11 protein-coding genes and 1 pseudogene are annotated in these 13,203 nt (G+C 69.1%); 5 read left to right on the forward strand and 7 right to left on the reverse strand.

The window, feature by feature from the left end:
• Window positions 1–163: 163 nt before the first annotated feature.
• A complete protein-coding gene (locus RV983_RS35970; protein WP_475989904.1) occupies window positions 164–2,254 on the reverse strand; it encodes an outer membrane protein assembly factor BamB family protein in 2,091 nt (696 codons plus the stop codon).
• 360 nt (window positions 2,255–2,614) lie between these two features.
• Here RV983_RS35970 and RV983_RS35975 point away from each other — a divergent pair, with 360 nt between their 5' ends.
• Window positions 2,615–2,818, forward strand: coding sequence for a cold-shock protein (locus RV983_RS35975; protein ID WP_475989905.1), 204 nt, complete (start codon window positions 2,615–2,617; stop codon window positions 2,816–2,818).
• A 180-nt stretch (window positions 2,819–2,998) separates the two neighbouring features.
• Here RV983_RS35975 and RV983_RS35980 read toward each other — a convergent pair whose 3' ends face one another.
• The 5 genes from RV983_RS35980 to RV983_RS36000 all read right to left on the reverse strand — a co-directional run bounded on the left by RV983_RS35980 (window position 2,999) and on the right by RV983_RS36000 (window position 6,354).
• Window positions 2,999–4,033: an iron-containing redox enzyme family protein gene (locus RV983_RS35980; RefSeq protein ID WP_475989906.1), complete on the reverse strand. Its 1,035-nt coding sequence runs from the start codon at window positions 4,031–4,033 to the stop codon at window positions 2,999–3,001.
• Entirely contained in the window at window positions 4,030–4,278 is a 249-nt protein-coding gene (locus tag RV983_RS35985) for a CDGSH iron-sulfur domain-containing protein (RefSeq protein ID WP_475989907.1), read from the reverse strand. The genes RV983_RS35980 and RV983_RS35985 overlap by 4 nt, the downstream gene beginning before the upstream one ends.
• Window positions 4,262–4,939 (reverse strand): HemK2/MTQ2 family protein methyltransferase, encoded by a 678-nt coding sequence (locus tag RV983_RS35990; RefSeq protein ID WP_475989908.1) that lies wholly within the window; start codon window positions 4,937–4,939, stop codon window positions 4,262–4,264. Before RV983_RS35990 ends, RV983_RS35985 begins: the two co-directional genes overlap by 17 nt.
• A 554-nt stretch (window positions 4,940–5,493) precedes the next feature.
• On the reverse strand, window positions 5,494–6,054 hold the full coding sequence (locus tag RV983_RS35995; protein ID WP_475989909.1) for a hemerythrin domain-containing protein: 561 nt from the start codon (window positions 6,052–6,054) through the stop codon (window positions 5,494–5,496).
• Window positions 6,055–6,129: 75 nt separating this feature from the next.
• Window positions 6,130–6,354, reverse strand: coding sequence for a hypothetical protein (locus tag RV983_RS36000; protein ID WP_475989910.1), 225 nt, complete (start codon window positions 6,352–6,354; stop codon window positions 6,130–6,132).
• 512 nt (window positions 6,355–6,866) lie between these two features.
• On the opposite strand from RV983_RS36000, the gene RV983_RS36005 reads away from it, so the two are divergent.
• A complete protein-coding gene (locus RV983_RS36005; protein ID WP_475989911.1) occupies window positions 6,867–7,523 on the forward strand; it encodes an MSMEG_1061 family FMN-dependent PPOX-type flavoprotein in 657 nt (218 codons plus the stop codon).
• An 81-nt stretch (window positions 7,524–7,604) separates the two neighbouring features.
• Here RV983_RS36005 and RV983_RS36010 read toward each other — a convergent pair.
• A pseudogene (locus RV983_RS36010) lies at window positions 7,605–8,208 on the reverse strand (endonuclease).
• Window positions 8,209–9,003: 795 nt separating this feature from the next.
• Here RV983_RS36010 and RV983_RS36015 point away from each other — a divergent pair.
• The 3 genes from RV983_RS36015 to RV983_RS36025 all read left to right on the forward strand — a co-directional run bounded on the left by RV983_RS36015 (window position 9,004) and on the right by RV983_RS36025 (window position 12,575).
• Window positions 9,004–9,753: a polyprenol monophosphomannose synthase gene (locus tag RV983_RS36015; protein ID WP_475990556.1), complete on the forward strand. Its 750-nt coding sequence runs from the start codon at window positions 9,004–9,006 to the stop codon at window positions 9,751–9,753.
• Between the two features lie 86 nt (window positions 9,754–9,839).
• Entirely contained in the window at window positions 9,840–11,303 is a 1,464-nt protein-coding gene (locus RV983_RS36020) for a hypothetical protein (RefSeq protein ID WP_475989912.1), read from the forward strand.
• Window positions 11,304–11,678: 375 nt separating this feature from the next.
• Window positions 11,679–12,575, forward strand: a complete 897-nt coding sequence (locus RV983_RS36025) for an aminoglycoside phosphotransferase family protein (RefSeq protein WP_475989913.1) — start codon at window positions 11,679–11,681, stop codon at window positions 12,573–12,575.
• Window positions 12,576–13,203: the final 628 nt, after the last annotated feature.

Raw genomic sequence — 13,203 nt, forward strand, 5'->3', positions numbered from 1 at the left:
GACGGACTCCCGCCAAGGAGCGCATGGTCGTCAGCGACGCGCCCCAGATCGACGAACGGGTCCGGGACTGGGCACACCGGCCGGTCGCCGTGGCCAGGGGCGTCTGAACCGCCGTGGCCGCAGCGGGGTTGGACTGCCACGCATACCGCGTGCGGAGGCGGGGTCAGTCCTCAGCGGTCAGGGCGTACATCTTCTCGTCGTCGCCGGCGACGTAGACGATGCCGTCGGCGACGGCAGGTGCCGAAGTGACCTGGCCGCCGACAGCGTAGGACCAGCGGACCTTGCCCGAGGTCGCGTTGACCGCGTACAGCTTTCCGTCGCCGGTGTACACGGTGTCGCCGTCCGCAGCGGAGCCTGTTGCGAAGTTGTCGTCCGTGAGCCGGGCGAGCCACCGCTTCTTGCCGTCGGCGGCGTCGACCGCGGCGAACTTACCGGCGGCCGCCGTCTCTTCAGCCGGCCCGGCCGCCCAGCCGAACAACATGCCGTGGAGGCCCACTTGTAGGTCGACGCCGTCGTTCGACCACTTGAGTTCCCCGCTACCGGCCCGGAGCGCGTATGTGGTGTGCCGGTAATCGCTGTAGACGTACACGGTGCCGTCCGCGACGGTGGGAGTGGTGTCGAGGTAACTCCGGGTGTCGTACGACCACTTCTTCCGGCCCGTGGCCGCTTCCAGCGCGTACAGACGGTAGTCGTAGCTGCCGATGTAGACGTACCCGTCCGCCACCGCGGGGGAGGACGTGATCTTCGCGCCGGTGCGACAGGTCCACTTCTGCTTGCCGGTGACGGCGTCGACCGCGTGGACCTCGCCGTTCTCGGTGGCGAAGTACACGACATCGTCGGCCACCACCGGCGTGGAATAGACCCCGAAGGCCGTGAAGAACTTCCACTTCACCTGGCCGGTCGCGGCGTCCAACGCGTAGAGGCTGCCGTCCTTGCCGCCGGCGTACACCGTGCCGTCGTCCACCGCGGGGGACGCGTCTTTCCAGGTGCCGGCATCGTAGGACCACTTCGTCCGGCCCGAGGCCGCGTCCAACGCGTACACCTGGCCGTCCTCGCTGTTGGCGTACACGGTCCCGCCGGTCACCACAGGCCTGGCCGACACCTTCCCCTCAAGGCTGACGGCCCACAGCGTCTTCACGTGCGGCTTCTTCACGGTGTCCGCTGCCTTGGGCTGATCGCTGCTTCCGTGATCGCCGCCCGCGACCCAGGCGGCGATGCCCGCACCCGCACTCACCGTCAAGAGAAGCGCGACACAAGCCGTGACGAGACGACGTGAGTGACGCCGGGGGGAACGATCCCGCGACTGCTCCGCCTTGGACGAGAGCGCGTCGGCGTCCGGATCCACCTCGGTGAGCGGCGCCGTCCGCGCGGGCACCTTCTCCGGCTCCGATTTCGGCTTCGGCTCCGACCTTGACTCCGGCTCCGACGTCGACGCCCCGCCCTCCGAGGACGCCACAGCCCGGAGCCGGTCACGCACCTCCGCGGCGGTAGCGGGCCTGTCCTCGGGCTTCTTCGCCAGCAGCTGCGCCACCAGCTCGTCAAGAGCCGGGGGGACCTCCGGCCGCCGGGCACTCGGCGCATCCGGCTCGCGGTGCACATGGGCGAACATCAGCGCGCTCGTCGACAGATCCCCGAACGGGCTGCTGCCCGTGAGAAGCTCATGCAGAACACACCCGAGCGAGTACAGGTCCCCCCGGGCGTCCTGACGGCCCTTGTCGAACCGCTCCGGCGGCATGTAGGCCAAGGTGCCCATGATCCGGGTGTTGGACAGTGTGCCCGTCTCCATGTGGCGGGCGATGCCGAAGTCGAGGACCTTCACGCCCCCCGACCCGGTCAGCATCACATTCGCGGGCTTCAGATCCCGGTGGACGATGCCGGCCGCATGCGCGGCCGCCAAAGCGTCGGCGATCCGTGCCGCCCACTCGATCGCCTCGGCGATCGAAGGAGTCCCGGTCTCCTGGAGCACCTGCCGGAGGTTGCGACCCTCGACGAGCTCCATCACCAGGAGCAACGTCCCGTCGGCGTCCTGGCCGAGATCGTGGACCGTCACAACGCCGGGATGGTTGAGCGCACCGGCGGTCCGGGCCTCGCGGAAGAACAACTGTGCTGCGTCGTCACCGGTCAGATGCGACTGCAACAGCTTGACCGCGACCTCACGGCCGATCACCCGGTCATGGGCGGACCACACCTCGCCCATGCCGCCACGGCCCAGCTCGGCCCGCAACTCGTACCGGCCCGCCAGAACACGCCCCACGCCTACCCCCACCGGTCGCCCCCGCCCGGCCCCACGGGACTCGGAGGCCGGACCAGGGCATGCTATCGGCCAAGCTGTCCAGAAGAAGAACCTCGGGGACGGACAGCCCAGGCCGCGGCCTTCACGCCGCCGGCGAAGACCGGACACGGACATCCGTTCGAGTGTGACCGCTTTTGCACCGGATTCGCGGGTTGACGACCACCCGTTCGCCGATTTCTCGGCGTGTATGGAGTGCGACGCGGCGTATTTGGTGGCGGAGGAACTGGATCATCGGGTAAGTAGATACCGGCACCCCAGCAAGGGGTCCGCCGACGCACCCTGCCGGTGCGTCGCAGCAGCATGATGTGAGGGACGAACACAGTGGCATCAGGCGTCGTGAAGTGGTTCAACTCGGAGAAGGGCTTCGGCTTCATCGCACAGGATGGAGGTGGGCCGGACGTCTTCGCCCACTACTCCAGCATTTCCGGTAACGGCTATCGCGAGCTCGTCGAGGGTGAGCAGGTCACCTTCGACGTGACGCAGGGACAGAAGGGCCCGCAGGCGGAGAACATCATCCGCGGCTGACTCCTGCCCCCTCCGGGCGAGGACTGCGCAGAACGAACGGCCGCCCCCGACGAGGGGCGGCCGTTCGTGGATGCAGTGTTCCAGTGCCAGTCCTGCCTGCTCTTCGACCATAAGGGCCCCGTCCGGTTCCCGCACGGCGTGTCACCTTGTCATACGCCCGACGGGTGACGGTGCGGCACCTTACGGTCCGCCACCGCAGGACGGCAGCGCGGTGCGCAGCGCGGTGCGCCCGTCGCGCCAGGCGCTCAGGATCAGGTCGCCGAGGCGGCCCTCCAGCAGGCCGGTGGCCTCGACACCGAAGGCGACGTCGGCCGCCAGGTGCGGTTCCGCGGCCAGCAGCGGGGCGATGACCTCATGGCGGACGACTTGTTCGTGAACGGCGTCCGCTTCCACATGCTCGTCGTAGAACCGCTCCGCGGCGCGCCCGGCGCCCAGGCGTCGCATGGCGTGGGCGAGGCGCCGCGAGCCGGGCGAGGAGGTCACCTCGAGTGTCGCGAAGTGACCGATCGCCGCGCCGCGCAGCGCGCGGTGCAATCCCAGGAGGGACATCAGGTTGACCGTGGCAAGGGCCTCTGCGGGAGCGGCGTCGAGGTAGCGGCCGTATGCGGTGTCCAGGCGCAGGTCCAGCATCAGATCGGCGAACAGGCGGGCGTGGATGTCCGCGCAGTGACCCGCGCCGAATTCGTCGAACTCCACGGCCACCAAGGCCGCCTTGGCCCGACCGTGCAGACGGGGGATGAGCCATGCGTGCGGGTCGGCTTCTTTGAGGTGGTAGAGGGAACGAAGGGCCGCGTATTCCCGTAGCTGTGTCAGCGACCCGTGATCCCGCAGGTAGTGGCTGACGCTGTTGCCTCCGTCGGATTCGGCCGGTTCGACGAGGATCCCGGCGAGCGCCTCGTCCGCACTGTCCACGCCGGGTGCCTGTGTGCGCAGTTCTGAAAGGAATTGCTCCTCAAGGCCCTGCCGTACGTCCAGCAGGGCGGGGTCCCACTCCCGGTCCTCGTCCACGCCGTCGAACCCTTGGTAGTGCAGCTCGTAGAGCACGTACAGGGCGAGTTGCAGGTCGTCACCGAAAGGCCCGGCGCTCGTGATCCGGTGACGCGCCGGCAGGTCGTGGCGGTGACCGCGCAGGGAGCCGATGATCGCTGAGGAGATCTCGCCTCTCGCCTGCGGGAGGCCGGGAGCCGCGCTGCGCGGCTCGCAGAAGACGGTCATGGCGTCTCCCCGTCGTCGGCGTCCGCTTGCCGCCCGGGGGTGCAGCGCGCCCGGGAACGGTTGCGGTGACTGGTGTCGCACCATGGGTAGGAGCGGCTTCGGCGGCAGGTGCAGATCGCGACCATGAAACGGTCGGATGTCCGCGTCGTGCCGTCGTCGGCGACGATCGTCACGGGGCCCTCCACCAGCACCGGTCCGTGGGGCTGGACAAGGACGCGCCGGGGGCGTTCAGGAGTGTTCGGCACGGATGACCACCAGTTCTTCCTTGTCCTGCCCGTCCTCGACCAGGCCCTGTTCGCGCAGCCACGGAAGCCGCGATCGCAGTACGGGGCCGAAGGGGATCAGCTCACGATCGGTGACCTGCGCGGACAGACCCCTGCGCCGGAGCAGGTCGACGGTGGCCTGGACGCCGCACAGACCGGAGTGCACGACGAGCAGGACCCCGCGGGGCCGAAGGAGCAAGGGGGCAGCGGCGCAGACACGGTCGACGACCGCCCTTCCGTCGGCACCGGCATTCCAGGCCCTGGCCATCCCCCGGCCGACCGTGGCCCCGTCCTCGGAGGGTACGTAGGGCGGGTTGCTGAGCACCATGTCGTAGCTGCCTCCGGCGGCGATGCCCAGATCGCCGCGACGCACGGTGATCCGCCGGCGGGCCAGGACGGCGTTGATCCTGGCGCACAAGACCGCCCGGCGCGAGATGTCGATCGCTGTCACGCGCGCACCCGACCGGGCAGCACTCACGGCCAGAGCTCCGGTGCCCGTACCGATGTCCAGGACATCCAGTCCCGGGAGGGGACCCTCCCGGCCGATGGCCCGGATCATGATGCAGGTGTCGTGCTGAGGGGTGTAGACGCCCGGCAGCGTCACCAGACGCTCGGATTCGTCGGTCAGCGGGCGTATCGCCATGTGGTTCACCTGTGTCTCTGTGTCGCGCTCGGGTGACAGCCGAGGCCGTTCGTTCCCGTGCGATGAACCCGAGCCACTCGGCGCAGTGGGCGGACACAAGCTCAGCGGTACCGCCCTGCCGCACGAGACCCGCCTGCCCCGCACGCAGGCGTCCATGCGTAGGGGGGACGTACTGGTCGGTGAGAGCGGTCCTCCCTCTTTCGAACGGGGTGGGGGCGATCCCGTCGCCCTGACCTGCGGCGTCATCCCCTGCGCGCGCTGAGCCGGGCCAGGGCAGCGGCGCCGGCGGCCGTCATCGTGGTGGCCCTCGGAGCCACCGCCGCCCATGCCTGACGGGTCCGGAATCCCGGGTGACCCGGCAGCGTGGGAAGCCGCTCACGCCGGCGTGCCGGCGAGGACCGGGAGGCGATGTACCAGGGGCTTGTGGACGACCTGCGGGTTGTGGCCGACAGCTTGTCGTGAGGCGCTCGGCGCCGGCCGCTTTCCCTGTCGCTGTCCGAACGCACGCCGGCGAGGACCGGTAGCCGTCACCCGGTCCCCGCCGTCACGATCGGTCAGGACTTGCCGCGCCCGGTGACGAAGTCACGGGCCCGGTCGACGAGACCCGCGCCAGCAGCGAGGAGCTTGTTGCCCGGGGGCGTGTCCGGTGCGCTCGGGTGCGGCCGGGTGGGAGCGATCTTCTTCGCCCGGCGGACCTGGTCGCCGAGTTTCATCAGCTGGTCGGAGGAGCAGGCCTGCGCCAGGCTGGGGAAGAGCTGCTGCTCCTCCTCACGCATGTGTTCCGTGACGTCGGTGATCAGCTTGATCACGAGGGCGTCGAACCTTGTGTCGTCCACGTCGATGTCCTCCAGGTCCTTCAGGACCCGTTCGACCTCGGCGTGCTCCTCGATCTCCTTGTCGGCCAGCGGCCCCCCGCCGGGGACGTGCTCGCGGACCGCCGGATACAGGTACATCTCCTCGGCGACCGAATGCCGCACGAGCTCGATGGTCAGGTCATCGAGCACCTCTCGGCGTTGCTTGTCGCCGACAGGGAGAGCCCGGAGGCGGCTGAAGTATTCCTCGACCTCGCGGTGGTCCGCCGTGAGTTCTGCGATGACGTTGCCGCCGTGTCCCATCACGTTCTCCTTTTCCGGGCAGAGCGAAGGCTTGCACTCAGGCGGCTTCCCGGTCTCGCCGAGGGCACGCGTGCGTCACCCGGACGGCTGACCGTGCAGGGCCCATGCCCGGTCCGGCAGCCCCGGCGTGAGCAGTACGTCGGCCGCGGTGCACGCGAGAGCCCCGGCGGCCGCGAGCATCACCGCCCGGGCCGGCAGACCGGCCGCGGCGGCGGCGAACTGCGGCGAGTGATCGGAGCCTGCGGGCCCCGAGACGGCCACGAAGGGGTCGATGGCGGGGACGCGAGGGGCTGACGTCACTGATGTCGGAGGAGCCGAGCCGGATCCGGGTGCTGGTTCTCCGAGGCGCGGACCGTGATCGCTCATATGGCCGGCGAAGCGGCCGGACAGGACGGCGTTGTTTCCCGGAAATTCCGGTACCCCGCGTCGACGGTGATCGTTTCCACCGTGGTGCCGGTGGCTTCCGCGACTCTTCCCGCGCACGGTGAGTTGCCGGGCGAGATCGTCGCGGGCAGCCGTGGTCGCGCCCCGCAGCCCGAAAAGTCCTTCCGCGTGGTCCCGAACGATGCCGGTGGCCCGGCGACCCTGCGTGACGATGCCTGGACGTGCGAGCCAAGCGGCAGCCGCCGGGAGATCACGGGCCGGGTGGTGAGGAACTGGACCAGGGCGGCGAGCGCGTCGATGCCCCGGCAAAGCAGAAGGTTCGGCTACCCGAGGCGCGTCCCGCGAAGCACCGGTCGATCGGGGCCGTCTCTGTGGCCCCGCACTCGCCGGCCGGTATCGATCGGAGGAGGACACATAGGGTCGGGGGTATGCCATCCCTTACCGTCAGTGCCTTCGACTCGCTCCGCTCCGACGCCGTGCGCGACCAAGAGGCGCTGCGCCGGGCCTACGCACTCCCCAGTGACGCGGCCGTGCGCAAGCAGATGACCGAACTCACCGAGCAGACCCGGCAGTTGATCGGCTGCTCGTCACTGGTCCTGGTCGCCAGTGCCGACGCCGAGGGAAACTGCGACGTTTCCCCGCGCGGCGGCCCCGCCGGGTTCGTCGCCGTCCTGGACGAGCGGACGGTGGCGATACCCGACGCGACCGGCAACAAGCGCCTGGACACCCTGAAGAATGTCGTCGCCACTGGGCGGGCCGGGTTGCTGTTCGTCATCCCGGGGCGCACCACGACGCTGAGGGTGAACGGCCGGGCCTGTGTCTCCACCCGCCCGGAGCTGCTCTCGCAGCTGACCGCCGTGGGCAAGCCGCCGGCCAGTGCGCTGGTGGTGGGGATCGAGGAGGTCTATCCGCACTGCCCCAAGGCGCTGCTGCGCAGCGCGGCCTGGAAGCCGGATCAGTGGCTGTCGGCGGACGCCCAGCCGACCTCGGCCGAGGTGACGCTGGCCCAGTTGCGGATGCCGGAGCTGACGATTGCGGACATCGAGCAGGTGGAGGCGGACTCTCTTAAGTACCGGTACGAGTAACGGCCCTCCTGCGCCTGCCGAACCATCGGCCCGCCGAACCCGGGCCGGCACGCTCCGGTCACTCGGGGCCGTCCGTGTCGCTCAGTCCCGTTCCTGGGCGACTTCGTCGACGACCTGGTGGTCGAGTGCCGTACGGATCAGGGGCGCAGAGAAGGCCGCGTGTGCCTCCCGCGGCACCAGAGCGGCCAGTGCCTTCGGCTGATCGGGCAGCCCGAGTCGCCGGGCGCCCTCGATCGCCTCGCGGTCGAAGAGGGGACCGGCCTGCGGCCGGACCGCCTGCACCTCACGGAGGAAGATGTCTATATCGACCGGGCCGAGTCCCGGGATGCGGCGCAGGGCCCGGCGCAGTTCGCCGGGGTCCTCACCCGCTTCGTCGCGAAGCCGCCGCAGATCGCCGCCGTAGTGGTCGAGAAGGAGCCGCGCACCGCCCCGAGCTGTGTCGCGGTCCGTTCTTCATAGCGGCGGTAGTGGCCCTTCCCGCGCGCGTCCACGCGCTGTTGCCAGGTCGCGCGGACATCCGGCGCGGGCTCCGCATTCCGGCCGCGAAGAGTTCGTGCGCCGCGCCGGTGGCGACAGACGCCTTGATCCTGGCGCTGAGGAGGCAGGCCGCCACCAGCGCCTGGTAGAGCGGTTGCGGGGTGTTCTTCATTGTGATGCCCACGTCCTCGGAGCCGACCACGGGCATCACAGGGTGAGCAGACCGGCAAAGCTCCGGTGCACCTGCGCACGCACTCCCGCTCGATGGGCTTCCTGGGTCCGACACGCCTCGCCCCGTAGCCGAACGAAGACGACGGTGAACGAAATGAGTTTGTCCTCCCGCGGCGCGTTCAAGACCAGGGACGTGGCCTGGCGGGTCACTGGGCATCGCCAGTTGGTGGAGTTGCGTGGTGGTGGCCGGTGCTGCCCGGCAGGGCCAGGGTTTTTCAGGAAGCGGCAGGTCGGTGAACCCACTTCGAGGGACGTGAAGGTGGCGACGACGGATCCCTTGCGGAGGACAAGAACGGTCAGGGGGATTATGGGCCCCCCGCCGGATTCGGCGATGATTTGGTACTGCACGTTTGGATGGAATCGGCGGGTAGGTGTCGCACCGCGAAGGCACCGGGGGCGACCTCCCTCGACGTGCGATGTCATGTAGCGTTTCCCATCGTGACGGCTTGCGGATGTGCATCGGTCACCTTCATGTAACATTCCCCGGTGGCCCGGCCGTTGAGGTCGGGGTACTCCGTAAGGGCCAAGCACGCAGCACCGGTGGCTCCCCGTGGTGGGCTTCTCTCTTTCTTCCGGACACCGCCCTTTTGGGCGATCCGTGGTGCAGGAAGTGCCGAACGCCTTCAGCCGGACTGTTCGCCGACGTGATCAGTCACGTACTGCCAGTGGTGCGCTGGCCCGCGTGTCGGACTCCGAAGAAAGGCAGGCTGTGGGCAACGAACAAGGGGATCGCTTGGGCACGCTTCCAAGCGTCCTGCCCGGAACCTGGGCAATGACGCCCCTGACCGTGGTGATGCCGACCTACAACGAGGCGGCCAACCTGCCTGGCATGGTCGACCGCCTCATGGAGATCGACCTGCCCGGGTTGCGACTGCTCGTTGTCGACGACTCCAGCCCCGACGGTACGGGTGACCTCGCCGAGAACCTGGCAACGCGCGTCAATGAGGCCGGCCGTCCACGCCGGATGTCTGTCCTGCACCGTTCCGAGAAGAACGGTCTGGGCCGCGCCTACAGCGCCGGGATGACACAGGCGGTGGCTGACGGTGCCCATTTCGTCCTGCAGATGGATGCCGACGGCAGCCATCCCACGTCAAGGATCCCCGACATGCTCGGCGTCGCGTTGTCGACGGGCGCGGGTGTGGTGATCGGCTCCCGGTATGTGCAGGGCGGCAGTCTTTCCGAAGCGTGGGGCCTTCATCGCAAACTGCTGTCCCGCTGGGCGAACGCCTATGCCGGGACCATCCTCGGCAGCCGGCTCCGGGACATCACCGGAGGTTTCAACCTCTGGCAGGCCGATGTATTGCGGGCCATCGACCTGGCCTCCGTGGACTCGGCGGGTTACAGCTTCCAGGTGGAGATGAAGTACCGGGCGTTGCGTCTCGGCGTCGGGGCGATGGAGGTGCCGATCCATTTCGAGGACCGCACCATCGGCGAGTCGAAGATGAATCTGGCCGTGCAGATGGAGTCGATCGTCATGCCGTGGAAGTTGCGGGTGCGTGCGGTGCCTGGCGGCCAGTCGTGATACGCGCCGAGGCAGTCCAGGACCGGGTCCCCGTCCCCACCCGCGGGCACGGACAACCGGCGGCTGCCGCGCGCAGGTCCACCGTGGTGTCGGTTGCCGTTGCCGTGCTGCTGGGCATATTCCTGCTCCTGGTCGTGGTGAAGCTGCCGTGGAACGGCGACCTGGGAGTGCACGCGGCGACCCTGCAGCGGCTTTCGCATGCTCCGGGGAACCCGGGCAATCCGATGGTGGACTCGGACACCACCAGCCCCTATTACTCGCCGTGGATGCTGCTGCTCGGGTTGCTGGCAGAAGTTTCTGGATGGCCGGTGTTCGGGGTTCTCCGGATCGCCGCCGTGATCTCCCTGTGCCTGCTCGTCTCCGGGATCTGGCGATTCGCCCGATCGCTGGCCCGTCCCGGCGGGGCCGCGTTCGCCGGCCCCCTCGCGGTGCTCTGCATCCTGCTGCTCTGGGGCACCACGGAATTCTCCTGGAGCGGCTTCATCGGGCTCAGCTCGCTCGCCCTCACCTGCTCCTACCCGTCCACCTTCGCTCTGGGCTGCGCCTTCCACCTGTGGGCGTGGCTCCGCCGCCGACTGAGGTCCGGACGGGGACCGACCTGGACGACTGCGCTCGCCATGGGACTTCTGTGGGCGGTGACCTTGCTGAACCACCAGTTCACCGGAGTCGTCACGACCCTCGGACTTCTGGCTTTGCTCGGTGGCGCGCGGCCCTGGCCGGCGCGGACGGCTTGGATACGGCTCGGCACCGGGGCGCTGCTCGGGGTGGCGCTGCTCGCCCTGTGGCCCTACTACGACTTCTTCGCGCTCGCCGGGGTGGGTGGTCTGGAGGCGATCCACGAGCCGCTGTACCACCGTCTGGGCATCCGGTTCTGCCTGGTGCTGGTCGGTGTGGGAGCCCTCGTCCTGCGGGCCCGCAGGGACCGGCGGGATCCTTTGGTGCTGTTCTTCCTCGCTGGTGCTGCGGTCTTCGCCGCCGGTGGGATCACCGGACACTACTCGTGGGGACGGGTGCTGCCGGCGGCGCTGATCCCGGCCCAGTTGGCAGCTGCGCTGGAGGCCACCGGGGCCGGACGCAGGAACGTCGCCCGCAGCTTCGCGGTTCTGGTAGCCGCGGCCCTGCTGGTGGGCGTGTGGGCCCAACGTGGGGCGCTCGGGTACGTGGTGCCGCCCCGACTGCTGCCTGGACCGGTCGCCGACGCCTACCGGACGCCGTGGCCCGGCTACGCCTGGGCAACCGACCGCATGCGCTGGGGTGACGTGGTGATGACGCGGCAACGGGCCGGCCGGCAGCTTCCCGCCTACGGTCCCTACACCGTGGCGCCCGGCTATCCCGACTTCTTCCTGCCGGACCAGCGGCAGCGTCTCGCCGATACGGCCCGGTTCTACGCACCGGCGACCGGCGAGCAGCAGCGGGAGAGGATCCTTGCCCGGTGGAGGGTCCGCTGGGTGCTCCAGGACCGCGGTGACGCCGCCCCGCCGCGCGGAGTTCTCTCTCTGGTGGCCGTAGGGCCTGACGGGGAGCGCTTGTACCGTGTGAACCCGGCCTGACCGTGGTCCGGTTTCGGCAGCGATGGGAACCCGGTTCGCTCTTGCCGTTGCCGTTGCCGAAGCCGCAAGGTTCATGGCTTATGGCTCATGGTCGTGACGCCACGGGGGTACCTCGCTACAGGACCTGGTGCTGACCCGCTCGGCATCAAACCCGGTGCGATTCGGGGTGCTTCTGGTGTCCCGTCTCACGTGATCGGGTCCGAAGCGGCGGCGGTGGCCTGGGGCGACCAGAACGGGTGAGGCGCTGGCTACCCGAGAATTCCAGTTGATCGGGACCCTGGCGCATGAATACTGGCTGTCGTCTCCGTTGATCCGGCCTGTTGTCGGCGCCTCGCATGGGACTGTTCACATTGGACCGGGGAAGGGCCTGCGGGAATGACCATGCACGATGACCAAGTGGACGTGACCACGGACGTCGTTGCGGCCCTGATCCAGGCACAGTTCCCTGCGTGGAGCGGCAAGCCGATCCGACTCCAGTCGTCGACGGGGACGGTCAACGCCATCTTCCGCATCGGGGACGACCTCTCCGCGCGTTTCCCGCTGCGTCTGACCGATGCCGCGGAGGCGCTGGCGGTTCTGGAACGGGAAGCCCAGGCGAGCGCGGAGTTGGCACAGGTGTCCCGGTTTCCCGTTCCGGTACCCGTCGCCCTGGGAAAGCCTGGAGCGGGTTGCCCCGTGCCGTGGTCGGTTCAGACATGGCTGCCGGGAACGGTCGCCTTCGATGCCGATCCGAGTGGGTCGGACGCCTTCGCCGAGGACCTTGCGGCCTTCATCGCAGCCCTGCGGGACGCCGACACGCGGGGGCGGCCTTTCAGCGGCGAAGGTCGTGGCGGCGTTCTCGCTCGCCACGACGACTGGATGGCGAAGTGCTTCGAGGAGAGCAAGGGGCTGCTCGACGTGCCCCGGCTGCGCCAAGTGTGGAGCGGGCTCCGGAAGTTGCCACGCACGGGTGCCGATGTGATGAGCCATGGTGACCTGATTCCCGGCAACGTACTGGTCGCGGGGGACCGGCTCTGCGGCGTACTCGACACCGGCGGCTTCGGTCCTGCCGATCCGGCGCTGGATCTGGTCAGCGCCTGGCACCTGTTGCAACCGGGCCCGCGGGAAGTGCTCCGGCGGACGCTGGCCTGCGACGATCTGGAGTGGGAGCGCGGCAAGGCATGGGCCTTCGAACAGGCGATGGGTCTTGTCTGGTACTACGTCGAGAGCAATCCGACGATGAGCAGAATGGGCCGCCGGACCCTCGACCGTGTTCTGGAGTCGACGAAGTGATGTCGCCCTCTTCGTAGGCCGCGCAAGGTGGCTCCGAGCGGCACGAGGCTCCTTCTTGGGTCCCTGTGGAAGGCGGGTCGGTGCTTGCGTCGTCCACTGTTTTGCCCGCGTGCTGCATGGCCGGAGGCCCGGGAACGTGCCCACCGCCGTCGGTAAGCCGGCCGCCTTCTTCACGGAGTACCGGGCCCCGCCGGGCCCGGGCCGGCTTCCGTCAGGGCTTGCTGCCGGGCCGGACCGTGAAGTAGGTCCAGGGACTCCACACATCGGTGGTCTGTGCGCTCTTGGCCGGCGGCATGTAGTGGCCCCGGACGCGGAACCGTCCGCCGTTGGGGAAGAGCTTCAGCGCCCGGGTGTAGTTGTACCATCCGTCGAGAGTCGAGACGGTACAACTCTGCGCGGCGATGCGATGCCAGGCGCCCTTTGTCTGCTGCTCCACGTACATCGTCGCGCAGCCGTTCGACTGGCCGGGAGTGGCCCTCACACTGAAGCCCATGGTGCCTTCGGACTTGTAGAAGACCTGGTACGTAGTCGACCCGATGCGCGTGGTCCCGAGGGGATACTGCATCACCGTCCGGACCGTGGGGGTGACGGTCGCGATCGCGGTCACGGTGCGCGGGGCGTAGCGGTC

This window comes from Streptomyces sp. RLA123 (genome assembly GCF_056270165.1).

Bases quoted from the DNA above. Each gene is read 5' to 3' on its own strand.
- RV983_RS35990 (WP_475989908.1), bottom strand. From the start codon at position 4,939: ATGGCGATACGCCCGCTGACCGACGAATCCGAGCGTCTGGTGACGCTG.
- RV983_RS36025 (WP_475989913.1), top strand. From the start codon at position 11,679: ATGACCATGCACGATGACCAAGTGGACGTGACCACGGACGTCGTTGCG.
- RV983_RS36005 (WP_475989911.1), top strand. From the start codon at position 6,867: ATGCCATCCCTTACCGTCAGTGCCTTCGACTCGCTCCGCTCCGACGCC.
- RV983_RS35995 (WP_475989909.1), bottom strand. From the start codon at position 6,054: ATGGGACACGGCGGCAACGTCATCGCAGAACTCACGGCGGACCACCGC.
- RV983_RS35980 (WP_475989906.1), bottom strand. From the start codon at position 4,033: ATGACCGTCTTCTGCGAGCCGCGCAGCGCGGCTCCCGGCCTCCCGCAG.
- RV983_RS36015 (WP_475990556.1), top strand. From the start codon at position 9,004: ATGACGCCCCTGACCGTGGTGATGCCGACCTACAACGAGGCGGCCAAC.